The 22954-nt window shown below is 62.5% G+C and carries 24 protein-coding genes; 10 read left to right on the forward strand and 14 right to left on the reverse strand.

Going from position 1 to position 22954, the window contains the following annotated elements:
* The first annotated feature begins 138 nt into the window (after nucleotides 1–138).
* Complete coding sequence (locus tag RQ479_RS10390) at nucleotides 139–288, forward strand: hypothetical protein (RefSeq protein ID WP_023677745.1); 150 nt, start codon at nucleotides 139–141, stop codon at nucleotides 286–288.
* Between the two features lie 56 nt (nucleotides 289–344).
* Here the strand turns inward: RQ479_RS10390 and RQ479_RS10395 are convergent, their stop codons facing one another.
* Complete coding sequence (locus tag RQ479_RS10395; protein WP_376705005.1) at nucleotides 345–1106, reverse strand: SOS response-associated peptidase; 762 nt, start codon at nucleotides 1104–1106, stop codon at nucleotides 345–347.
* Nucleotides 1107–1229: 123 nt separating this feature from the next.
* Between RQ479_RS10395 and RQ479_RS10400 the strand changes: the two genes are divergently transcribed.
* The 4 genes from RQ479_RS10400 to RQ479_RS10415 all read left to right on the forward strand — a co-directional run bounded on the left by RQ479_RS10400 (nucleotide 1230) and on the right by RQ479_RS10415 (nucleotide 3600).
* Complete coding sequence (locus RQ479_RS10400) at nucleotides 1230–1658, forward strand: NUDIX hydrolase (protein WP_352467196.1); 429 nt, start codon at nucleotides 1230–1232, stop codon at nucleotides 1656–1658.
* A 48-nt stretch (nucleotides 1659–1706) separates the two neighbouring features.
* Nucleotides 1707–2084, forward strand: coding sequence for a TIGR02301 family protein (locus RQ479_RS10405; RefSeq protein ID WP_352467197.1), 378 nt, complete (start codon nucleotides 1707–1709; stop codon nucleotides 2082–2084).
* A 374-nt stretch (nucleotides 2085–2458) separates the two neighbouring features.
* Entirely contained in the window at nucleotides 2459–2716 is a 258-nt protein-coding gene (locus RQ479_RS10410; RefSeq protein ID WP_023677749.1) for a hypothetical protein, read from the forward strand.
* A gap of 80 nt (nucleotides 2717–2796) precedes the next feature.
* Entirely contained in the window at nucleotides 2797–3600 is an 804-nt protein-coding gene (locus RQ479_RS10415) for a hypothetical protein (protein ID WP_376705006.1), read from the forward strand.
* A 34-nt stretch (nucleotides 3601–3634) separates the two neighbouring features.
* On the opposite strand, the gene RQ479_RS10420 is transcribed toward RQ479_RS10415, so the two are convergent.
* Complete coding sequence (locus RQ479_RS10420; protein ID WP_376705007.1) at nucleotides 3635–4966, reverse strand: dihydroorotase; 1332 nt, start codon at nucleotides 4964–4966, stop codon at nucleotides 3635–3637.
* A gap of 83 nt (nucleotides 4967–5049) precedes the next feature.
* Between RQ479_RS10420 and RQ479_RS10425 the strand changes: the two genes are divergently transcribed.
* The 3 genes from RQ479_RS10425 (at nucleotide 5050) to RQ479_RS10435 (ending at nucleotide 8745) form a co-directional block, all read left to right on the forward strand.
* Nucleotides 5050–5910, forward strand: a complete 861-nt coding sequence (locus RQ479_RS10425) for a YgfZ/GcvT domain-containing protein (protein WP_376705008.1) — start codon at nucleotides 5050–5052, stop codon at nucleotides 5908–5910.
* A complete protein-coding gene (locus tag RQ479_RS10430) occupies nucleotides 5910–6542 on the forward strand; it encodes a hydrolase (RefSeq protein WP_376705009.1) in 633 nt (210 codons plus the stop codon). The genes RQ479_RS10425 and RQ479_RS10430 overlap by 1 nt, the downstream gene beginning before the upstream one ends.
* 64 nt (nucleotides 6543–6606) lie before the next feature.
* Nucleotides 6607–8745: a putative bifunctional diguanylate cyclase/phosphodiesterase gene (locus RQ479_RS10435; RefSeq protein WP_376705010.1), complete on the forward strand. Its 2139-nt coding sequence runs from the start codon at nucleotides 6607–6609 to the stop codon at nucleotides 8743–8745.
* 85 nt (nucleotides 8746–8830) lie between these two features.
* Here RQ479_RS10435 and RQ479_RS10440 read toward each other — a convergent pair whose 3' ends face one another.
* The 12 genes from RQ479_RS10440 to RQ479_RS10495 all read right to left on the reverse strand — a co-directional run bounded on the left by RQ479_RS10440 (nucleotide 8831) and on the right by RQ479_RS10495 (nucleotide 20170).
* The gene (locus RQ479_RS10440) at nucleotides 8831–9127 is read right to left on the reverse strand and encodes a DUF3303 domain-containing protein (RefSeq protein ID WP_376705011.1); all 297 of its coding nucleotides are present in this window, start codon (nucleotides 9125–9127) and stop codon (nucleotides 8831–8833) included.
* Nucleotides 9124–10587, reverse strand: a complete 1464-nt coding sequence (locus RQ479_RS10445; protein ID WP_376705012.1) for a RimK family protein — start codon at nucleotides 10585–10587, stop codon at nucleotides 9124–9126. The genes RQ479_RS10440 and RQ479_RS10445 overlap by 4 nt, the downstream gene beginning before the upstream one ends.
* Entirely contained in the window at nucleotides 10584–11690 is a 1107-nt protein-coding gene (locus tag RQ479_RS10450) for a peptidase C39 family protein (protein WP_352977802.1), read from the reverse strand. Before RQ479_RS10450 ends, RQ479_RS10445 begins: the two co-directional genes overlap by 4 nt.
* Before the next feature lie 208 nt (nucleotides 11691–11898).
* On the reverse strand, nucleotides 11899–12693 hold the full coding sequence (locus tag RQ479_RS10455; protein WP_376705013.1) for an anti-sigma factor family protein: 795 nt from the start codon (nucleotides 12691–12693) through the stop codon (nucleotides 11899–11901).
* Between the two features lie 2 nt (nucleotides 12694–12695).
* Entirely contained in the window at nucleotides 12696–13208 is a 513-nt protein-coding gene (locus RQ479_RS10460) for a sigma-70 family RNA polymerase sigma factor (protein WP_292657948.1), read from the reverse strand.
* Between the two features lie 165 nt (nucleotides 13209–13373).
* The gene (locus tag RQ479_RS10465; RefSeq protein WP_376705901.1) at nucleotides 13374–13793 is read right to left on the reverse strand and encodes a type II toxin-antitoxin system VapC family toxin; all 420 of its coding nucleotides are present in this window, start codon (nucleotides 13791–13793) and stop codon (nucleotides 13374–13376) included.
* Nucleotides 13790–14032 carry a type II toxin-antitoxin system VapB family antitoxin gene (locus RQ479_RS10470; protein ID WP_352467245.1) on the reverse strand — a complete coding sequence of 81 codons (243 nt, stop codon included), beginning with the start codon at nucleotides 14030–14032 and terminating at the stop codon, nucleotides 13790–13792. Before RQ479_RS10470 ends, RQ479_RS10465 begins: the two co-directional genes overlap by 4 nt.
* Nucleotides 14033–14092: 60 nt before the next feature.
* The gene (locus RQ479_RS10475; protein ID WP_376705014.1) at nucleotides 14093–16792 is read right to left on the reverse strand and encodes a DUF2339 domain-containing protein; all 2700 of its coding nucleotides are present in this window, start codon (nucleotides 16790–16792) and stop codon (nucleotides 14093–14095) included.
* Nucleotides 16793–16876: 84 nt separating this feature from the next.
* Nucleotides 16877–17134, reverse strand: coding sequence for a PaaI family thioesterase (locus tag RQ479_RS10480; protein ID WP_376705015.1), 258 nt, complete (start codon nucleotides 17132–17134; stop codon nucleotides 16877–16879).
* A complete protein-coding gene (gene recO, locus RQ479_RS10485) occupies nucleotides 17131–17904 on the reverse strand; it encodes a DNA repair protein RecO (RefSeq protein ID WP_376705016.1) in 774 nt (257 codons plus the stop codon). Before recO ends, RQ479_RS10480 begins: the two co-directional genes overlap by 4 nt.
* A gap of 116 nt (nucleotides 17905–18020) precedes the next feature.
* Entirely contained in the window at nucleotides 18021–19109 is a 1089-nt protein-coding gene (locus RQ479_RS10490; protein WP_376705902.1) for a porin, read from the reverse strand.
* A gap of 359 nt (nucleotides 19110–19468) precedes the next feature.
* Nucleotides 19469–20170, reverse strand: coding sequence for a hypothetical protein (locus tag RQ479_RS10495; RefSeq protein WP_376705017.1), 702 nt, complete (start codon nucleotides 20168–20170; stop codon nucleotides 19469–19471).
* Nucleotides 20171–20518: 348 nt separating this feature from the next.
* Here RQ479_RS10495 and RQ479_RS10500 point away from each other — a divergent pair, with 348 nt between their 5' ends.
* Nucleotides 20519–21322: a CPBP family intramembrane glutamic endopeptidase gene (locus RQ479_RS10500; protein WP_376705018.1), complete on the forward strand. Its 804-nt coding sequence runs from the start codon at nucleotides 20519–20521 to the stop codon at nucleotides 21320–21322.
* A gap of 108 nt (nucleotides 21323–21430) precedes the next feature.
* Entirely contained in the window at nucleotides 21431–22927 is a 1497-nt protein-coding gene (locus RQ479_RS10505; RefSeq protein ID WP_352467210.1) for a winged helix-turn-helix domain-containing protein, read from the forward strand.
* The last annotated feature ends 27 nt before the right edge of the window (nucleotides 22928–22954 follow it).

Below are 22954 nucleotides of genomic sequence, written 5' to 3' on the forward strand. Positions count from 1 at the left end.
GAATTGAGCCATTGAAACATTTTATTAAACAGGTCGGCACTGTCATGAAACATTCGCCGGCTAGATCAGCAAGCGTCACGATTTGGTCGGATTCGGCCAGCAAACGCAGACACGAAGACGTTACCAGGGAAGAGAACAATGCCTAAGCAAGAATCCAACCGCGCCAAGCAACCGGCGCTTGCCAGCCACTACCGGGCGATCGGCCCGGCAGCAATCGTCGCAGCTCTTCTGCACACCGCGAAGAAGAAGAAGCCGGCGCAGAAGATCGTTTCGCCGCGCGCTGCCTGAGAATGCCGTCGGGAAAGACTGAGGCGCTCACGGCGAACCAGTAATAGTAGCTTTTGCTAAAATAAACTCATCTGACTGTCGTTCGCGCCGGACTTCTGGCGCTTGACCTTCTCGGGCTCAGGCTCGACGACGCCCTTCTCCTGAATCTCCGGCCCGGTATTGGCGACCTTGTTGACGAGGTCGGAAACCGGGATCGCTTCGAAGAAATCGGGCTGGGCGGGTCTCAGCAGATCGGCCACGTCGCGCGGCTCGAGCGTGCGGCAATCCAGCCAGCGCGCGAAATCCTCGGGATGGATCACTACCGGCATGCGGTCGTGGATATGGGCAGTATCGGCATTGGCGTGGGCGGTCAGAATGGCGCCGGTATCCATTTCCGAGCCGCCCGGCTCGGCATAGGTCTCAATCAGCCCGGCGAAGGCGACAAGCCCGCCACGCCTTGGCCGCACCCAATAGGGCTGCCCTCTTCTGCCACCGGTTTGGTGCCATTCGTAGAATCCCGAAGCCGGCACCAGGGCGCGGCGATGGCGCATGGCAGCGCGAAACGACGCCTTTTCCGAAGCCCCCTCGGAACGCGCGTTGAACAGCAGCGGGAAGTTGCGCGTATCCTTGACCCAGGCCGGGATCAGGCCCCAGCGCACCAGAATCGAGCGGCGGTCGGGCAGGTTCGAGCCCGGCGCCTGCGTCAATCCGGCGAGCGCCATCAGCACCGGCTGCGTCGGCGCGATGTTGTAGCGGGCCGGAAACTCCTCAACTTCCGCCAGGCCGAGAAAGGCGGCGGTCTGGTCCGCAGTAGCTGTCAAAGCAAAGCGTCCGCACATGAATTCAGCTTTCGAATTGGTGGCATATGAAAGTGGCCATGGAACCCGCCTTTCGCAACCGCTAAAGCTGTTTGCCGACGGCCGGTCCACAACGGGCTGTGCCAATCGAGCGATCCGGAGCCCATGGAAGCACGCAAGATCATTCCGGCAGTCTCGGTCTGCGTCGTGCGCGAGAACACGGTGCTGCTGGTCAAGCGGGCGGCCAGGCCGCCCTCGCAAGGCCTCTATGCCTTTCCCGGCGGCAAGGTCGAAGCCGGCGAGACGCTGGCACAGGCAGCACGGCGCGAATTGCTGGAAGAGACCGGATTGCAGGCGCGCAGCTACCGGCCGCTGCGGGAAATCCACATCGACGGCAGCGGCGACGGGCATCCGGTCGACTACTGGCTGACGGTGTTTGGGGCCAATTATGCCGGCGGCGAGGCGGTTGCCAGCGACGACGCCGAAACCGCGGCTTTCTATACGCTGGCCGAAATGACGGCGATGCCGCTCGCCGATGCAGTGTTTGAAATTGCCGACGATCTACTCGGCCCCAACAAGGACGGCGAGACCTGAGCCAGAGAATCGCCTTGCAGGCGACAAATTGTTTCAGCACAAAGCCTCATGAGCCGCACGTCCTCGTTTCTCGCCGCCTGCCTCGCCGTCAGTGTGAGTTTCGGCGTGCGTCCGGCAATCGCCGCCGAAGCGCCATTCGAGCCTGGGCTGATGCGGCTGGCGGAAGTGCTCGGTTCTCTGCATTTCCTGCGTAATCTGTGTGGCGAGAAAGGCGACCGGTGGCGAGCCGAGATGGAAAAACTGATCGCATCGGAAAATCCGAACCCGGAGCGGCGCGCCCGCTTCATCGCCAGCTTCAACCGCGGCTACCGGTCCTTCGGCGGCACTTATACCCAATGCACCGCCTCGGCGACGGAAGCCATCAGCCGCTACATGAAGGAAGGCGAGACACTGTCTCGCGACATAGCCTCTCGCTACGGAAACTGACGGCGGCTGCTGCCGTTCCGGCAAACCGGCATCAAGCGCCGGCGCTGTGGGCGGCGGACGCGTTCGACACTTCTCCGCTTGCCTCGAGTGAGGCCTTGGTGCAAACCTGATGTTGCACTTTTGCAACTATGTTAACGAAACGTTAGCGCGCGAATGTGAAATTAACTCAAACTGAAGGTTTCCGTCCCCTTGGCCGGCCTAATCGGCTAAGTTTGAAATGGATCGGACGCAGGTTTGCTGGACGCGACGGAATTTGTAGAAAACGACCAAAAAAATGTCGCATTTACAAATACTTACTGCGCCTGCGTGTAAAAGGGACAACTCAAGCTTGATCCCTATCCAACGGATCACCGCTTGAAAGGGTGGACATCGCAATGGAACATGGCGTCAACGACATCGACGCGCTGGTCAGGGAAGAAAAGCGCCTGACCGCCGTGGAAAGCCACAGCGAAGCCTGGGCAGAGGGATTGTCGGCCGGGATCGAGCCGGAAATCATCGCCGAGGCAGCCCTCGAAACGGCATTCGGCGAAATGCTGCGCACCAATGGCGAGACCTCGGCGCTTGCCCTGCTCGATCGCATGCGTGAAAAGGTGATTGCCGGGGCCTTCGAGCCCGAAAGGCTGCGGCACTGACCCCGGTTCTTTGACGACGGCGCGCCGCCGGACATCATGTCCGGGCACATGGATGGGCTGGAACCAGGGAGTAGCAGGCGGTGAATTTTTCGATATCAGGCAAGCCGCGCGGCCTGGTCCTCAGCATTTGGCTTACTGCTTCCTGCGCCACGATTCCCCTTGCACTGTTTCTTGCGAGTAGTCCCGCTCACGCCCTCAGCGAGATCAAGCGCGAAGACCTGCCTTCGCCGGTCACACCGCCGCCCGACGGCGACATGTCGCCGCCTGGAAGTACCGTGCCGATGCCCGGCCCGCTCGGCACGACACCACCTGCAGCCAGCCAGCCGACTCCGTCCGACGAGCCAGAGCAAACCGAACCGAAAGAGCCAGCGGACGATGGCGGGATGGCCAATCCGCATGTCGATCCGGACGCGCCTGTGCCCGAAGTCGTCTACGACCTTGCCAAGTTGCCGGAACCGGTCAGGCGCATGCACGATCTGATCGTCGAGGCCTGCAAGAGCGGCGACATCGAAAGACTGCGGCCGCTGATCGGCACGGGCGACATGATGACCCAATTGTCGCTGGGCGACATGGAGGGCGACCCGATCGCCTTCCTGAAAGGCCTTTCGGGCGACACGGAAGGCCAGGAAATCCTCGCCATTCTGGAAGAGGTGCTCAATGCCGGCTATGTCCACGTCGATGCAGGCACTCCGCAGGATCTCTACGTCTGGCCGTATTTTTTCGCCCTGCCGCTGGACAAGCTCGATGCCAGGCAGCGGGTCGAGTTGTTTAAGATCGTCACCGCCAGCGACTATGACAACATGAAGCAGTTCGGTGCCTACATCTTCTACCGAGTCGGCATCACGCCGACCGGGCAATGGACGTTCTTCGTCGCTGGGGACTGAGTGGTCTAGCCTGGCCCTTATCGAGGCAGGGAGCTTAGCGCGCGAGCGCCTCGGAAAACTCCACCGCCTTGCCTTGGCCCGGCGTGGCAATCTCGCCTTCCCACATCACGCGCCGGCCACGAACGATGGTGCCGACCGGCCAGCCGGTCACCTGCCTGCCGTCATAAGGGGTCCAGCCGGCCTTGGAGCCTTGCTGGGCGTTGGCGATGGTCTCGCGGCGCTTCAGATCGACGATGGTCAGATCGGCGTCGTAGCCGGCGGCAATACGGCCTTTCCTGGCGATGCCGAAAATACGCTGCGGGCCGTGGCTGGTCAGGTCGACAAAGCGCTGCAACGTCAGCCGGCCGGCGTTGACATGGTCCAGCATGATCGGCACCAAAGTCTGCACCCCGGTCATGCCGGACGGCGACGCCGGATAAGGCTTTGCCTTCTCGGCCAGCGTGTGCGGCGCATGGTCGGAGCCGAGCACGTCGACAACGCCCTGCGCAATGCCCTGCCAGACCCCGTCGCGATGGCGCGTGGCGCGCACCGGCGGGTTCATCTGGATCAGGGTGCCCAACTGCGCATAATCATCGGCGCTCAGCGTCAGATGATGCGGCGTCGCCTCGCAGGTCGCGACATCCTTGTGCTGTTCGAGGAAGCCTATCTCCTCGGCGGTCGAGATGTGCAGCACATGGATCCGGGCGCGGACCTGGCGCGCGATGCGCACAAGGCGCTCTGTGCAGCGCAATGCTGCGATCTCGTCGCGCCACACCGGATGTGAGGACGGATCGCCCGCGATGCGCTCGCCAAGCCGCTCTCGCAGCCGGAACTCGTCCTCAGAGTGAAAGGCGGCGCGGCGGCGTGTGTTCCTCAGGATCGAGGCAACGCCTTCGTCGTCCTCGACCAGCAGGTCGCCGGTGGACGAGCCCATGAACACTTTTATGCCGGCCGCACCCGGCAGGCGCTCGAGATCGCCAGCGTCTTTCGCATTGTCGCGGGTGCCGCCGACCCAGAAGGCAAAGTCGCAATGCATGCGGCCGGTGGCATGCCGCACCTTGTCGGCAAGGGTTGCCTCGCTGGTGGTCAGCGGATTGGTGTTCGGCATCTCGAAGACGGCGGTGACGCCGCCAAGCACCGCTGCCCGCGAGCCCGTCTCCAGATCTTCCTTGTGCTCCAGTCCCGGCTCGCGGAAATGCACCTGGCTGTCGACGACGCCCGGCAGGATGTGCAGCCCGTGGCAGTCGATCGTCTCGCCAGCCGATGCCTGGCGGAGGTCGCCGATGGCAGCGATGCGCCCACCATTGATACCGACGTCGCGAAAACCCTCGCCGTCGTGATTGACCACGGTGCCGCCTGTCAGGATGAGATCGTAGATGGAGGCCATACGGATCCGGTCTCTTGCGGGGGAAGTGCCAGCGGCTTACGTAATGGCCGATAGTTTTGCAAGCTCAGGCTCGTTTTCCCACCATGCCCTTTGCCTCGCTCAGAGATCGCGCACTCGTTTCCGTGTCCGGGCCGGATGCCGAGCACTTTTTGCAGAACATCCTGACCACCGACCTCGACGCGCTCGGCAGCGCCGAAGCAAAGCCCGGCGCGCTGCTGACGCCGCAAGGTAAGATCCTTTTCGACTTCCTGATCTCGCGCGCTGGCGAAAATGCTTTCCGGCTCGAATGCCGTGCTGAGACCGCCGATGACTTCATGCGCCGGCTGACGCTCTACAAGTTGCGCGCCAAAGTCCAAATTGCCAAGCTGGATCAGCCGGTTGTGACCGTCCTGTGGGAAAGCGATTCAACTGCCTCGCAATTTGAATCAGCGCCGTTTGCCGATGCGCGGTTCGTCGATACTATAGTCAAGCGCTTCTATGATGGCACCTCCGAAGGAGGCGACCTTGTCGCATGGCAAGCCTTTCGCATCGCCCATGGCATTGCCGAAAGCGGCGCGGACTACCAGCTCGGCGATGCGTTTCCGCATGATGTGCTTCTCGACGAGATCGGCGGCGTCGGCTTCAAGAAGGGCTGCTATGTCGGCCAGGAGGTCGTCTCGCGTATGCAGCATCGCGGCACTGCCAGGCGCCGGGTGTTGATCGTCTCGGCTGAACGCTCCCTGCCCGCCTCGGGCGCAGAGTTGACAGTGGAGGGGCGACCGGTCGGCACGCTTGGCTCGACCGCCGGCACGACAGGCCTTGCCATTACCCGCATCGACCGGGTCAAGGCAGCGCTCGACGCCGGCCTGCCGATCCTGGCTGACGATGTCGCCGTGTCGCTCGCCATCCCATCCTGGGCGAAATTCAGCTTTCCGCAGGAAGCCGTCGGCGCGGAGGACGCCTGATGGCGGCCGATCGCGCCGGGGCGCCGCCGCGCGCCTGGCAGCGCATGCTGTCCGGGCGACGGCTCGATCTTCTCGACCCCTCGCCGCTCGACATCGAGATCTCAGATATCGCGCACGGCCTTGCCCGCGTCGCGCGGTGGAACGGCCAGACCAGAGGCGAGCACGCCTTTTCGGTCGCCCAGCATTCGCTGCTGGTCGAAACGCTTGTCGGCGAGCTGATGCCGGATGCCGACGCCGATGCGCGGTTGGCGGCACTGCTGCACGACGCGCCGGAATATGTCATCGGCGACATGATCTCGCCGTTCAAATCCGTTATGGGCGGCAGCTACAGGGATTGCGAGATCAGGCTGCAGCGCGCCATCCATCTGCGCTTTTCACTGCCGGCCGAACTCGACGCGGGACTGCGCAAGGAGATCAAGCGAGCGGATCAGATCGCCGCTTATTTCGAAGCAACGCTGCTTGCGGGTTTTTCGACGGCAGAGGCGACGGAGTTCTTCGGCAGGCCGCGCGGCTTCAACGCCGAGCGTTTCGACGTCACGCCGCGCTCGGTGACTTGGGCGCAGAATGCCTTTCTCAAACGCTTTGCGGCGATCGAAAAGTCGCGACGCCAGACTGCCGTTCCAGCCGACTGAAAACGGTAAATTAACCGGCAGGGACAACAGTGCCGTGGTAAACCATGGTCCATAGGCTTGCCTCATGCCCGTTGCCGGTATCAAGGCTGGTTCGTCCGTCCGCCGACGGAGGGCCAAAGGCGTTGGTCAGCCGCAACCTATTGAAGACGAGCTGCGCGAACAGAACGAGCGTTTTTCGGCAGCGGTCGAGAACATGTCGCATGGCCTGTGCATGTTCGATGCCGATGAACGGATGATCATCTGCAACAGGAACTACATCAGCATCTTTCGCCTCGACGCCGAAGTGGTGCGGCCCGGCATCCGGTTTTTCGACATCCTCCAGCACAGCGTGGATATCGGCATCGCCTCGCAAAGCGCTGAGCAACTCTATGTCATCCGCAAGCCCTATATCGACCAGGCAAAACCTTCCACCTATGAGGAAACGCTTGCAGACGAACGTATCGTCAACATTTCGCACCGGCCGCTGGCGTCGGGCGGTTGGGTATCGATCTACGAGGACATCACCGAGCAACGGCGCGCCGAGCAGGAGTTGAAGGAGCAGCACCGCCGTTTCGACGCCGCACTTGCCAACATGTCGCAAGGCCTTTTGATGTACGATGCGGACGGCAAGTTGATCGTGCGCAACGAACGTTTCCTGGAACTTTATCATGTCAGGCCGGCCGACTTCCCGCTTGGCATGAGCCACCGTGATGCCTTTAAGCGGCTGCTGGAACTGGGCATTTACACAAAGCTCGATCCCGACAGCGAAATTTCGCAAATCGAAGCCTGCCTGCGGGCGGGCAAAACACACGTAACGCATCGCCATCTTGCCGATGGCAGAACGCTGCTGGTTGCACGCCGGCCGATGAGCGGCGGCGGCTGGGTCGCGACATTCGACGACGTGACCGAGCGCAGGCGCGTGGAAGAGCGCATGACCCACCTTGCGCATCACGACACACTGACCAACCTGCCCAATCGCTCGATGCTTCGCGAACGGCTCGACCAAGCCCTGAGCGAGACGAGAGAAGGATCGCTGGCGATATTCTCGCTCGACCTCGATCACTTCAAGGCAGTCAATGATAGCTGGGGTCACCCCGCCGGCGACTGGCTGCTGAAATGCGTGGCCGAACGGCTGCAACGGTGCCTGCGCAACGAAACGGACGTTGTCTCCCGCTTCGGCGGCGACGAATTCGTCATCATCCAGTTCAATCTCAAAAGCCCGGGCGACGCGGAAAAGCTGGCCAAACGCATCGTCGAGATCATTGGAAAGCCGTTTCGCGACAAAAGACACGACATGCGCGTCGGCATCAGTCTCGGCATCGCGCTGTTTCCGAATGACGGCAAGGACGCCGACACGTTGCTGAAAAACGCCGATATGGCGCTCTATCGGGCAAAGAGCGAAGGGCGCAACCTCTACCGCTTCTTCGAACCAGCCATGGACGCGATGGTGCGGGCACGCCGGGCGCTCGAAATCGATCTCAGGGCAGCGCTGTCGCGCCGCGAATTCGAGCTGGATTTTCAGCCGATCATGAACATCGCCTCCGGCGAAATCGTCGGTGCCGAAGCCTTGATGCGCTGGCGTTCGCCGGTGCGCGGCCTGGTGCGGCCGGACGACTTCATTCCGGCCGCCGAGGAGACTGGGCTGATCGTGCCGCTTGGAGAATGGGCGCTGCGAAAAGCCTGCACGGCCGCGGCAGGCTGGGCGCTTTGGCGCATCGCAGTCAATGTCTCCGCCGTGCAGATCAAAAGCGGTACCTTTGCCCGCAGCGTCATTTCGGCACTGGCGTTCTCGGGCGTGCCGGCCAACCGGCTTGAACTGGAAATCACCGAAACGGTGCTGATGGACGAGAGCGATCTGGTGCTCAAGACACTCAGGCAGCTACGCGATCTGGGCGTCCGCATCGCGCTGGACGATTTCGGCACCGGCTATTCCTCGCTGGGCTACCTCAGGCGCTTTCCCGTCGACAAGATCAAGATCGATCGTTCCTTCATCAGCGATATCGACAGCCGCGATACCGCGGCGATCGTGCGCACCATCATCGGGCTTGGCGCACAGCTGGGCATCACCGTCACCGCCGAGGGTGTCGAGACCGAAGCGCAGCTTGAATTCCTGCAAAAAGAGGGTTGCGTCGAGGCCCAGGGCTATTTGATCGGGGTGCCGTCAAAAGCGTCGGACATCAATCGGCTGCTGAAGTCGAGCGCGACGATCAGGCAGTCTGGCTAAGTGCGACAGCCGGGCGAGCCGGCGGCTCAGCCTGGACATCTGCCATCAATACAATTTCTGGATATTGCTCGTCGAAGCGCGCGGGTCAGAGGTGTCCGCTCAATGCCTCCACCATATCTTTGTTCGTCGCCACGGGAACGATCTCGAATTCGACCAGATCCGCCCATTCGATGACCCACCGCTGCAGGAGCGTGACGTCATCGGCCTCCACCAGCAGGAAACAGCGGCTCATATCCGCTGCGATCCAGCTGTGGTGCACGAGAAGCGCGTCCGGCTTCAGGCGGCCCTGGTCGCGGAAACGGCGGTAGATCTCCTTACGGTCGCAGCCGCGAAAATCCTCGGTTACGAAGAACAGCATCTTTCCCCTCAATTCGGATGTCATCGGCCCGGCCGGTCCAACCGCTCCAGGAACCACTGCGTCAGCCGCACCCAGACCTCGTCTTTTTCGCCAGAGTCTTCCCAGCCGTGGTCGAGGTTGGGGTTATCATTGACCTCGATGACGAAGACGCCGTCCCTGGTTTCTTTGAGGTCGACGCCGTAGAGGCCGTCGCCAATGCAGCGCGCCGCACTGACCGCCGTCTCGACGACGTGGGCCGGCGCTTCCTTCAGGGTGAAGGTCTTGATGCCGCCCTGGTCGGGCTTGCCGTTGGCCTTATGATTGACGATCTGCCAATGTTTCTTGGCCATCAGATAATGGACGGCAAACAAAGGTTGGCCGCCGAGGACACCGACGCGCCAATCATATTCCGTCGGAATGAATTTTTGCGCGATCAGGAGGTCGGAATCCTCCAGCCATTCGGTTGCGAGCGTCTTCAACTCGTCGAAGGTGCCGCATTTCTTGACGCCGCGCGAAAACGAGGAGTCCGGGATCTTCAGCACCAGGGGGAAGCCCAGCGTCTGTGCCGCAACTTCCAGGTCCGAGGTGCCGGCAATCATCACCGTCGGCGGCACCGGTACCTTGTTGTAGGTCATCAGCTCGTTGAGATAGACCTTGTTGGTGCAGCGGATCATCGACAGCGGATCGTCGATGACCGGCATACCTTCCTGCTGGGCGCGGCGGGCAAAGCGGTAGGTGTGGCTGGAGATCGAAGTGGTCTCGCGGATGAACAGCGCGTCGTAATTGGCGAGCTTGGCCAGATCCCGCTTGGTGATCGGCTCGATTTCGACGCCCATCTTTTCAGCGATCTTGGCCCAGTGGCGCAGCGACGAAATCTCCGACGGTGGCAGTTCCTCGTGCGGATCGACCAGCGTGGCGAAAGTGTAGCGCGCCGGCGTGCGGCCCTTGGTGTCGCGCCACTCGCGGTTGGTGTAGGTCTCCAGGCACTGGAGAAAGTGCGTTTCCTCGTCCTCGGTCATCCTGGCCAGGGGATGGAAGCCGATCTTGCGGATCGAGGCCCATTCGGCGCTGTCCCTGATGTGGACCTCCAGCGCCGGGGCACGAAACCAGTCGAACAGCAGCTTGGCGAAGCGGTCCCAGATCCTGGACGGTCCGATGCCGAAGAAGATGCAGACCTTCTGCGGGAAAGCGCCGCTCAGGTCCTTGCGGCACTTGTTGAGTGCGAGTTCGAGTTCCGGCAACGCGTGCTCATAGAGTTTGCGCTCCGACAGGTCGATCATCGTTTCGACAGTCGGGATGACCTTGTGGCCACGCGAACCTGCGAGCAGCGAGGCGTAATAGCCGCGGCTCTGGTAACCGTAATTGTTCGACAGGTTGATGACCTTCGGCCGCTGACCGCGAAAGAGTGCCGGATGGGCAAGGTAGTCGCGATTGGTGATGATCTTGTGCGGCGTCGCCACCTGGTCGAGATCGTTCTGCCGGCCGGTAAGGATGACCCAGGTCATTGGCTGTCGCGCTTTCCGAGAGTGATGGCGGCGCGCAATCCGTCGCGGCCGAATTGCGCCATGTTCATGAAGATGCCGTAAGGCACGGGAATGTTGGCAGCATCGAGGATCGTCTCCTGCCGCTCGTCCTCGACCCAGGGGTCGTGGATCAGGATATGATCGCCATCGTCACCGATGGCCAATACCCAGTGCGGAACCTTCTTGCCGAACATCAGGAAGCCGCTGATCAGGACCAGTACCAGTTTTCCCTCTGCGATCGCGGTGCGAATGTCGTCAAGCCCGAATGAACGGTAATTCACCGGGATGCCGTAAAGTTCCGCGCGGCGTCGAAAGTCGACCTGCGCCAGTTCCATCACCCGGCGCTTGTCCTCGCTTCGCACCGACTGCAGAAACAGCGCGCCGTAGAAAGAGACATAGATCTCAGCAGCAAGCCCGCTCTCATGGCCGGCGACGGCAAGCCCGAACGGTTCGCAGCCGCCCGGCCCCGACATCATGAAAACGGTCGTCGCCTCACGCCACAGCCGGATTTCCATCACCGGGTCCGGCACGAAGCCGGGGCCGAAGTAAGCCATCGCCATCATCAGGCAGCATGGTCCGCAGGTGAATTCGCAAGTCTGCTGATAAAACGGCACTTCGGTGGCGACCGGAATGTCGCCGCGCAAGGTCTTTTCATAGCGCAGCGCCGTGGCGCCATCCTCGTAATAGTCCAGCTCGCGGCCGATCTTGCGGTAGCCGCTCTGCTCGTAGATCTGGATCGCGCGGGGGTTGTCCTCGCGGACTTCCAAACGAAGCATCATGCGGCCGTGCTCGAAAGCGGCGGCTTCGGCCTCTTCCAGCAGCAGCCGGCCAACGCCACGGCCGCCGAAAAATGGACCGACGGCAATCGAATAAAGCCGCGCGACGCCGCTGCCCTTGCGAAACAGCACGACTGCATAGCCGGCGACGCGGCCATCGCTTTCGCCAACCAGCAGTTCGGCGGTGTCGCGTTCGATCAGTTGGCGAAAGGAGCGGCGAGAAATGCGATCGCTCGAGAAAACGGCTTTTTCGATGGCGGCGAGGTCATCGACGTCGGACGCGCGGGCCTTGCGAATCTCGGCAGGCATGCGGGCTCAGAAAACCTCGATTGGGTTGTGGAAACGGCCCTAGTCTAAACATCGGTCACACCAGCCGAAGTGCCAGCATTCAGCAAGCGCTATCGCACCTCGATTAGGGCCGAATTGTGACAGTTTTGACGGCAGGCAGGTCGCGGAAAGGCTTTGAACGACCTTCGTGTTTTGGCATCGGCGCGGCTCCGGAAAAACAAGCGCCTGCTCAGCTTTGCAAGCCCGCCAGAAGCTGGCCATAGGCGCTCTTGGCCACCGCGGCCAATCGCTCGCGCGGCAGCGAGCCGACGACGGCGCAGCCATAACCCTTGTCCAGCCAGTAGACGGCCTCAGGACCATCTTCCTCAGACCCATAGGTGCCCTTGGCCTTGGCCGCTGATTCGGCGGTGACGAAGAGCGATATGCGCTCGCCCTTGTCATCCTCATAAAGCAGCATCGCGGCCTTGCCCTGGCCGGCAGGCAGCAGCCGGCCACCGACCAGTTGGAATCCTTGCGCCGCCAGATCCGGTGCAACGAGCTTCAAACCCACCTGGTTCGACAACCAGCTCTGCAAATGATCCTTGTCGCTTGCCGGCACTTCCACCGCATGCCGCTTTTCGGCGGCATAGATGACGTGGGCGGCGATCGCCTCTTCGGCAAGCTGGTCCTCGGCCGTATTTTCCAGGCCAAGGCGGCCGATGCCGGCAAGGTAGCCGCCAGCGCCACCAATCGCCAGGATGGCGGCAGCGGCGGCCGCAAGCCACCAACGCGAGCGCGACGGCGCCGCTCTGACCACCGGCGCCTCGCCAAGCACCACCTTGCTCAGTCGCACCGGGACGGGTTCGTCCAGCACGCCATTAAAGGCTGCGCGCAATGCTGCCCGGTCGGCGGCGTAGCGTGCGCTCTTGGCCTTCATCTCGGCATTGGCCTCGAGCCATGCCTCATAGGCAGTCCGCTCGTCGCCCGGCAGTTCGCCATCGAGAGCCATGTGGATGTCGCGTTCGGAGAAATAGCGCCGGCTCATTTCTAGACGATCCTTATCGAGCGGCGGCGCGCGGTATCATCCAGCAGCGCGCGCAGTTCCTCACGCCCGCGCGCGATGCGCGACATTAAGGTGCCGGCGGGAACTCCAAGGATGTTGGCGGCTTCGGCATAGGAAAACCCTTCGATGGCGACCATCACAAGCGCCGCGCGCCGGTCCGGGCTGATCGCCTGCAGCGCGTCGACGATCTCGCGCGAAGCGATGCTCTCGACCTGCTCGGCGGGTGCTGCCTGCGCCTCGCTTGCCTCGAGCGGCAGCATCGCCGCCTCGCCGCGCCGGTTCACCTTGCGCATCTGGTCGATGAACAAATGGTGCATGATCGTAAACAGCCACCTCCTGGGGCTTTCTCCTGTCTGCCAATTGTCGAGCCGCACAAGTGCCCGCTCGAGACAATCCTGGACGAGATCGTCGGCGGAATCGCGGTCGCGCAACAGCGAGCGTGCATAGCGGCGCAGACGCGGTATTTCTCCAAGGATTGCTGCCTTCTTTTCGTCCATGACCGCTGGTTCTGGGGCCCCTGTCCGTGGTGATTGAACGCGCCTTTGCAGCGCGGCGCAAGCGGCCAGCGCGAAGCGGTCCGCCGCCCCGGTCACCCAAGCAACTGAATAACGCTGCCAGTGGCAGGTTTATTCCCGGCTTGCATCCGATTGTCAAAACGCCGGTTACGCCAGATCCGTCTGAAGAAAATCGTCGCCCTTGTAGAGCAACGGAAGATCTAGGGCCTTTGCGCAGGCATAGGCGAAGCAATCGCCGAAATTGAGATCGGCCGGATGACCGACCGCCTTGCCGTAGCGGATACTCGCGTCGATGGCGCGCGCGCCGATGTCCTCGTCGATAGGCATATTGCGGGCGCTGATTTCGACAATGAACGAATCGACCAGATCGCGCGCCGCGGCGAGCAATTCGGGCGTCGGCTTTTTGGAAACGGCGTTTATGCGTCCAAGGGCAAGTGTCGCCTCGAGCCGAACAAGCGCGGAAATATGCAGCTGACTGACGGCACCAGAGATTCGCTTGAGCAATTCCGCCCAACCCGGTTCCTTGGCGAGAATGGCGACGATGACCGACGCATCGACGAACATCAGTCTTCCCACATCTCGTCGGTGAACGCCTTCATGTCGAAGTTGGGATCGGACGGCCCCAACGCAGCATACCTGGCCTGTAGCGCCGCAATTCTGTCGCGCAGGGGCTTGCGGGCGCGGTTGCGCTCGAGCTCGTGCAAAAGCGCGGTCCGCACTGCTTCCGTCTTGCTCGGGGCGTTGGTCTCACGCTGCAGTTTTGCGGCCAGCGCATCCACCTCGTCGTCGCGAATATAGAGAGGCAACTGAATATCTCCTTTGGAATATTCATATATTCCATCTTGAATATTCATGCAACTTGACCCTTACGTCCCTTTCGCCGCCCTTGTCAGCAGCCGCTGATAGAACAAGCCGATGCCGATGAGCACCGCGCCGAGGCCGATGAAGGACAGCGCCCGCAACACGCCTTCCAGCTCCGACATGTCGAAGATGAAGACTTTGAGCACGGCGATCGAGATCAGCGCCGCCGACGCTATGCGCAGCACCTGCGACTTCAGCCAGACACCAGCGGTGAGCAGCACCACGCCGATGACCAGCCATAGTGCCGAATAAGTATAGGTCTCGAGCTGGCCGAGACCGCTCCACAGCCCGATGAACTCGCCCTTGAATAGGCGCCTGACCGACAGCGTGGCATAGGCAAAAGCGAGCACCGCCGCCACCACCGCCAGCATCGCCGCATACCATTGCGGCCGCTTGTCACGGGCATAGAGTGCCAATGCGCCTGCCGCAACCGCCGGCAAGAGGTAGGCGAGGAACAGAAGGTTGAACATCGGAATGCTGCCGGTCGATTCATCCGTCAGCAACGGGTTCAGCGCCAGAAAATGCTGGAGGACGATGAAGGCGACCGAGACCACGCCCGCTGCAATCGAGCCGTAGCGTAGCACCGAACTTGGCGATCGCATGTCTATGGCGACCAGGATGGCACCGGCACCGATGGCGATCAGCGTGTAGATCGCCTGTTCGGCAAGCGTCGCAGCAGCCGTATCGATGACGCCGCCATGCATGACATGGCGCACCAGCATGGCGACGGTGAGCAGGCAAAACAGCGCGGCGCCGGCCTCCATGGCGAGGCGCGGCCGGCCATTGGTGGTGCGGGCGAGTTGCCAGGCGGCAAAGCCGAAGGCGAGCGCCGGCACGCCATATCCAAGCAGCAGCCAGTTGAACACCGGCGTCTTCGACAGGAACTCGGCACCGACGATGGTCGGGTCGAAGGCAACGCGGCCGAGCACTGCAATCACCGCACCAACCGAAATCCAGCCAAGCACCGGATAGCTACGCCAGCGCGTTGCCAGCGCCGGCACGACGGCGGCTGCTCCGAGCAGGATGGTTGTCCAGCCCGAACCAAAGGCCATGTGCAGCATCAGCAGACCGGCAATCGCCGCCCCGCCGAGCGCGAGGGAGACAGCAGCGCCGCCGGTTAGCGGCGGCGCTTCGCCGCGCGCTATCCACTCGCCGCCGGCGACGAAGACTCCGACCAAAACGGCTGCGACCGCCGCATAAGCAAGGTCACGGTCGAGATTGCCGAAGGTAGACCAGAGCGCCAGCAGGATGACCAGTGGCGCGACAGCGCTCCAGGCCGCCCATGCGGCGGCGCGCAGCCAGCCAGGGGCCGCAAAACGGCGCGCCGCCCAAAAGCCGGCGCCGATGAAGACCAAGCCCAGCGCGATGCCGATCCTGAGCATCAAGGCATCGGACGCCACAACCGGCACGCCATCGACACCGAGAGCGCCGCCCGAAAAATCGACGGCGACCGTGGTCGGCGGAATGATGCCGAGATAGACCAGCACCGTCGCCAGCCCGGCGGCGTGCAGCAGTGCCAGCGCCCGCGGCCGATAGAGCGCCACCGCCACCAGGGCTGCGACAAGGGCTGCGCCCTGCAAGGCATCGCCGGCGGCGGCAAAGACCGGATCGACGAACAGGGCCAGCGCTGAAAGAGCGACGAAGAAGCCCGGCGCGATCGACGGCCAATCGAAGCCGCTGCCGGCGACCGCTTCGCCGCGACGGCCGAGCCAGACGAAGGCGAGCACGGCCAGTGTCACCACGTCGATAAAGAGGATGACGGAAAGCTTCGCCCCCGGCGCGTCGGTCATGTAGAAGATGGTCCAGATGCCCGTGGCGACGAAAGCCGCCGCCATCAAAAGCCTCCAGTCGCGGATGCGGGCGATGACGCCAGTGGCGGCGAGCACGATCGCCAGATAGCCGAACAGCGCCCACGGATTGGGCGCCTGCGAGGCGACCAGCAGCGGCGTCACCATGGCGCCGAGCAGGCCGACGCCGGCCAGCGCCTGACCGTGGACCAGGCTTGCCGCGATCGTCGCCACCCCGATGGCGCCGAGTAGCGTGAAAGCGAGCGTCGGGCCGATGAAGCCGTAAATGCTGTACGCGGCGTAGACGATACCGAACAGGATGAAGGCGCCGGCCGCCGTCAGGATCGCCGGGATATAGGCACCGGCGGCACCTTGCACCGGCACCCTGAAGCCGGTGCGCCGGATGAACTCGCCGCCGGCGACCAGCACCAGCCCGAGTGCCGCCGCCATGACAAGCCGCACGCGTGGCCCGAATATGCCGGCCTCGATGGTGTAGCGGATGAGGAACAGGCCGCCCAGCGCCAGCGCGATGCCGCCGACCCAGACTGCCCAGCGAGTACCGAGCGCCGTTTCGACGTCGGACTGGCGGGCGGCCTTCGCCGCTGCCGCCGGTTGCGCCCGCCCCGGTGCGGACGGCGCCGTTGTATCGGCATCGGCCTCTGTGGCTGATGCTACCGCTGCGGTCCCTGGCGATGCGGCCATATCGGCTGCGGCCGCCGGCGGGATTGCGGCATCCGTCGGTTTGCTGTCGTTTGCAGCCGGTTCCTTGGCTTGCGACGGCAGCACAGGCGCGCCTGAAAGCACAAGGCTGCGCAAGGCGCCAAGCTCGCGCTCGATCAGGCCGATGCGGCTCTGCTGGCGTGAAATGATGACGAACAGCGCGATGATGGCGACGAGGCCAATCAGGCTTTCAAACATGGCGGTTCCCCCAAACCAAGCCAGTTGTCACTGACATTCAATCTTCAGTGACATTCAAATGCGGCGGCCAAACGGCCGGTCCATTCAACGTGCCGCCAGATTGGCAGCCGGAAAGATCGAGCATGTTTCGGTGCCGAAAGCCAGCAGCTTGCCATTGGCGTCCTTCAGCGCCGCTTCCGAAACCGCCAGCGTGCGGCCCTTGTGCACCACTTTGCCCTCGCACACCACCTCGCCGGTCCCTGGTGTGATCGGCCGCGTCAAATTTTCACTTTGAACTCGGCCGTCGCATAGGCCTCGCCCACCCGGAATGGTGCCAAGGTCGAGCGGCGAAACGTTGCTCATCTGGTGGTTTCCCCGGCGCTTGCCTTGCCGGATTCATGGCCGGGCGAATGATGCCTGCGCAAGGCGGCGAGAAACCCCGCACGGGCGCCGGGAGGCTCGATGCCGCGCGGCTCGTAGACATGGCGGGTCAAAAAGAAGCCGGTCAGCCGGAAGGCGTCCTCGATCGCCGCCGGATCGGCGCGCAGCCCGGAGCCGCGCTGTAGGAAGGCAGGCAGCGCCAGCATCTTGTCGCGCCACGGCGCGCCCGCCGCCCGCGACACGGCGCGGCCGGATTTCGGCGAGACATAGGCAAGGTCCTGCCTGGTGCCGGTCGCCGCACACCGGCTGAGATCGAGGCCGAAACCGAGTTCGTCGAGAACCAGCAGCTCGAAGCGGGCCACCAGCTCGCCGGCGGCATCGGCATCGTCGAGATGAGCGATCATCACCGCAAGCGTCTCATAGAGACCGCGATGGGCGTCGCGCTCAGGCAGAAGACGCAAATGCGCGGCCATCGTCTGCAGGCCGTAGACGGCAACGGCGCTGTCCATCAGCCGGGCGGCGTTCATCTCGATGGCCTCGACCTGGAAGGTGCCGAGATGCTCGTCGAGCCGCGCCCGCCACAACAGGTCGACGCGATTGCCGGGCTGCAAGACAGGCTGCTGTTTGCGCGAACGGCCGCCGCGCACGAGACCGAGATGGCGGCCATGCGCACGTGTCATCACCTCGAGAATGGCGCTGGTTTCGCCATGCTTGCGGGTGCCGAGAATGATTCCCTCGTCGCGCCATTCCATGACGAGAGCTTGTCACCGGTTGGATGGCGAAATCAAGATGAGCGACTTATCCGCCGCCAAACCAAAACGGCCCGTAGCGTATCGCCACGGGCCGTTTTTGCGAGATCGTCGTTTGATCAGAACGAGCGCTGGAAGCGGAAGATGCCGCCGATTGCGTCGGCATCGTCGGCATCGAAATTGTCGTAATAATCGACTTCGGCGGTGATCGTGTAACCAGGAACGATGGTGTAGGCGACGTTGGCCGCAACGGCGAAGTCTTTGTCGTCGGTATAGGAGACCTGGGCGTTCAAAGAGGTCTTCTTGTTGACGGCATAGCTGCCGCCGCCCCAGACGGCAAAGTTGCCAGTCCACGGTTTGTAAAAGTTCTTTGCGACGTTGTCGTCGCTACCGTAGCCCGCCATCACGAACAGGGTCAGGTCAGTAATCGGCTTGACGTCGAGGCGAGCTTTGCCGGCCCATTCTTCCGACGTGCTGTTATAGGCGCCGACCGCGGTGATCGCACCCCAGTCACCCTTGTATTTCACGCCGCCGACGACAAACGGAACGTAGCTGTCGATCGACTGGTCAGCGCCGGAGCCCGTTTCGACCGAGGCGACTGCCGTAAAGCCATTACCGCCGTCGAAATAGTAACTGATCAGGTTGGTGTCCTTGGTACCGTAAGGAATGATAGTGTCCTGGACGACGCTGCCGGCGTAGCCGATGAACGAATCATAGACAGTTTCATCCTTACCGACGCGGAAACCTCCAAGCTGGATCCAGGCGAAGTTCAGGGTAACCGCCTTGTTGTCCTGCACGCTGAAAGCAACACCGCTCACGGTGCGTTTGGTATTGCCGAAGTTGAAACGGGTCTCGGTGTACGTCTTCAACGTGCCGAGTTCGGTTTCCTGGCCGGTCCACGTCTTCAGATTGAAGCGGGCATTCTTGTTCCAGGTCTGCTGCTCGTCACCGTCCATAAGGTCGTGTGTCGTCGCGCCGTCGAAAACGCGGCCACCGTCGCCGAAGCTGGCGTCATAGCGGACATAGCCGCCGATGCGCAGGCAGGTCTCGGTGCCGGGGATGTAGAAGTAGCCGGCACCGTAGACGTCGCAAATTTTGACGTATTCAGCGGGTTCCGGCTCGGCGACGACGACGGCGTCGGCGGCGCGCGCACCGGAGACCGCGACGAATGCCGCGGCTGAGCCGAGAAGAAGGCTCTTGATATTCATTTTCTGACCTCTCCAGTCAAAGTTAAAAATGGCTTTGGATTCATGGGTTGAACGGCTGAACGCCTCACCCACGTGGAAAAAGGCGCGCACCGCACCCCCTCTTCAGGCGGCGAACATACTCATCCGCATTCCAGTCTCCATGACGATTCCAAAAATAATCAATGTCTGAACAACAGAAGAAATCCATGTTGCACAAATATCACTTCATATTTTCTTCACATTTCTCCTGGCACAAGCGAGACATTGTCACAATTGTACGAAAATATACTCATGCCATTAGCCGACAAATTGGTCAGAATCCGAACGCATTCCTTTTACGTGTTCTTTTTTGGAATATACTTCTAACGTTGGCAGCGAGATCAAGCCAACTTCGCCATCGCTGCGTTCTGTGCGGCAAGAACGACTTCCGCCACCAGATCCTGTTTGAGCATTTCAATGGGAATACGTCCGGCAAGGCCGGGCGCGGGGCCGATCAGCCACGACCAGGCACGCCGCGGATCGGGCATCGCGGACGACACCTCCTTGATACCCGGCGCCGGCCTGCCGTCGATGAACTGGGCCAGGGGAAATACATGCTTGCGGCCACCGGTGCGCAACGCAACGACCGTACCGCTCCGCTGCCAGCGATGCAGGGTCGAGCGCGATATGCCGAGATTTTCCTGCAGGAATGTCGACCCGGCGACCCGACCGGCCCAGTCCTCGACCCGCATCGCGTCGAGGTCGCCGCTTCCAGCCGGTTGGACGTCCGTCTCTTGGCCTCCGTGCGCGCCAGACAGACGCGTCCGGGCACTGCGTTCCGCAGCTTCGGCCGCCAATATCCGCACGAACCGCGACGCCATGCCGGGCAATCTTTCCTGCATGGTGTCGATCGCCCTGATGTCGGTCGGCGCAAGCAGGGCGACGGCGGCGGCAACGGCCCCGGCGACCCTGCCCGCTGCGACGACCGCATCGCTGTTCGTCACCTTGCCTTGCCGCGCCAGCACGCGCTCGATCTCAACAGCGACGGCGTTTGCAAACTCGGTCTGACGGATGGGGTCGATGCGATTCCAAGTCCCGGTCATGTCCTAATCTGGCTGCTTGCCCGCCTGTTCCGGTTTGCTCGGAAGCGGGTCTTTCGCACAGCCTATAGGCAGGGTGTGTGACGGAGAGACGACGAACGGGAACCATGCACGATCGCAGTGTCGGCAGGTGCTCCAGCCGGTCTAACTGGCCGGTTCTGCATGAAATATCGGAAATTTCTCAGAACCCGCTCAGGATTTCGGGTCGCGCCGGTGCCAATAAGAAACGGGTCGACCGACGTGGTCGGCGCATGGCCTCCCGGAACGATTCGGCCGGCTGTTCAAGATGCAAGTCGACCGATCGGGCAGCCCGGCGACCTCTCATTGTCATCTGCCCGTGAGAGGCCCGACATGACTTCTTTCCTGCTCCTGGTTCGGCAGCATCAGTTGGCTGCCTTCTTTTCGTTGGCGCTTGCCCTGACCTGGTTTGCCTTCATCCCGTTCTACCTGTCGAATGGCGATAGCATTCCCTGGTTTACCTTCGGCCCGATGCTGTCCGGATTCGGTGTCGCAGCCCTTTCTGGAGGCTGGACTTCGGTCAAGGCCATTCTCGCTTCAATGGTGAAGTGGCGAGTATCTCCGTTGTGGTATCTGATGGCATTCGGCCTGCCATTCGGCACACAGCTTGCCTCGATCCTGGTCAATCCGCTGTTCGCCTCGGCGACGCCGGCCTGGAGCAATATTCCTGCTGTCACTGAGATACTGCCGATCATCGCTCTATATGCGGTCTTCAGCGGCCCGCTTGGCGAAGAGCCGGGATGGCGCGGCTTTGCGACACCGCGTCTGCTGGCCAAGCATTCGGCGCTGGCCGGAAGCCTGATCCTCGGCACGATCTGGGCGATCTGGCATCTTCCGCTCGGTCTGGTCGGCGATCTCAGCGTCTACGGCACAGTCAACGTCCTGCTGGCGGCAGTGGTATTTACCTGGCTCTATCAGAACACCGGCAGTGTGCTTCTCGCCATTCTGATGCATGTCACCCATCAGAACAGCGTACGCTTCCTCGGCAAGGTGTTCATCGACGCCGACCATGTGCAGCAGCAATGGATCGGTGTTGCGATCTGGGCGGTGGCTGCGGTCGCCATCGTTGCCGTCTACGGCACCGAGAGCTTCGTACGCAGGTCGGCAACGCAGCCCGCCCTCGCTGGTGTCGTCTAATATGCGGCGCCCAAATCCAAAGCGCCGCTTTTCGGCGGCGGTAGACCTTGACCCAGCCCTCCAGCCGTAGGCCAATACAGGCACGGCTTCAGGGAGCGGGCCGTTTCGATGGCGGTTTCGGCCACTGATCAGGTTTTTCAGTTCGGCGGTTTCACGCTCGATCTGGGCAAAGGCACGCTCGGCCGGGTCGAACAGCCGGCCTTCCTGCGGCCGAAAGCCTACGCATTGCTGACGCATCTCGCCCGCCACATCGGCCGTGTGGTGCCGAAGTCGGAATTGATGGATGCGGTCTGGCCGGGTGTTTTCGTCACCGAGGATTCGCTGACGCAGTCGATTCGCGAGATCCGCAAGGTGCTCGGCGAGGAAACGATACGGACCGTATCGAAGCGCGGCTACATGCTGATCCCTGAAATCGAGCCGGTGCCCGACCCCGGCGCGCAGCCGATCGTGGCGGTGCTCAGGTTTCGCAATGACGGCGCCGATTCGGCCGACGAAGCAATCGTCGACGGTATTGCCGAAGACATTATCAACGGCCTCGCCCGCTTCGGCACGCTGACAGTTCTGGCGCGCAATTCGAGCTTCTCGTTTGCCTCATATTCGCCCAGTGAATGGCCTGTCGTACGCTCGCGCATCGGCGCCGACTATCTCGTCGAGGGCTCGGTGCGGCGGCAGGCAGACAGCATCGTCTGTGCGGTCAATCTCGTTGACGCAGCCAGCGCTTCCCAGCTCTGGGGGGATCGCTACCAGGCCGACTACGCCGGCCTGTCCGCCATCCAGCAGGAGATCGTCGAAAAGATCGTCGGCCGGCTGGTGGTTCGGTTGAACAATGCCGGCCTGCAACGTGCCTCGCGGCAGCCGGTAGCCAGCCTCGCCGCCCACGAACTGGTGCTGCGCGGCGTCGCCTTGCTGCGCGATCCAGCGCAAAGCGAACTGAAAGAAGCGGCAGCGTTTTTCGAGGCGGCGATCGTCAGGGACCCGGCCTATGGCCTTGCTTACACCTATCTGGCGTTGTCACATGTGCTTAACAGCGAATTCGGACCCATCAGCGACGCCGTTCTGACGAAGGCCCGCGACCTGGCCGACCGGGGCATCGCATTGTCGCCGGACCAGGCAACGGCACACCGCATCCAGTCGCTGGTGCGGCTCAATATGCGCGACCACGAGGCGGCCGAGCATCATTTACGCATCGCGCTCGAGCTCAATCCGGGCGACGCAGACTGTATCGAGCAAATGGGGCATCTGTTGACGATGCGCGGCCGGCCGCTCGACGCGCTCGCCTGGCTGGCGCGCGCCATCCGCATCAACCCGCTGCATCCTCACTGGTATCAGTACGATCGCGCGCTTGCGCTATACATGCTGGGCGAATACCGCACTGCCGCCGAGGCGCTGGAGCTGGCGACGCGACCGACGCCGTGGATCCGCACCCGGCTTGCCGCCTGTTACGCTCAGTTCGGCGACATGCAGGCGGCAAGGCGCCAGGCTGCGCTGATCAACGCCGACGGCTCCGATTTCTCGCCGCTCGACTATGCAAGAACGGGCATCCCGTTCGAAAACGCCTCTGACGCAGAACATCTTGCCGACGGCGTGTCGCTGGCACTTGGGTAATCCTGAGGCGGCCAACAGGCCGCTCGG

The organism is Mesorhizobium sp. ISC25, from assembly GCF_042295465.1.
GTDB lineage: Bacteria > Pseudomonadota > Alphaproteobacteria > Rhizobiales > Rhizobiaceae > Mesorhizobium.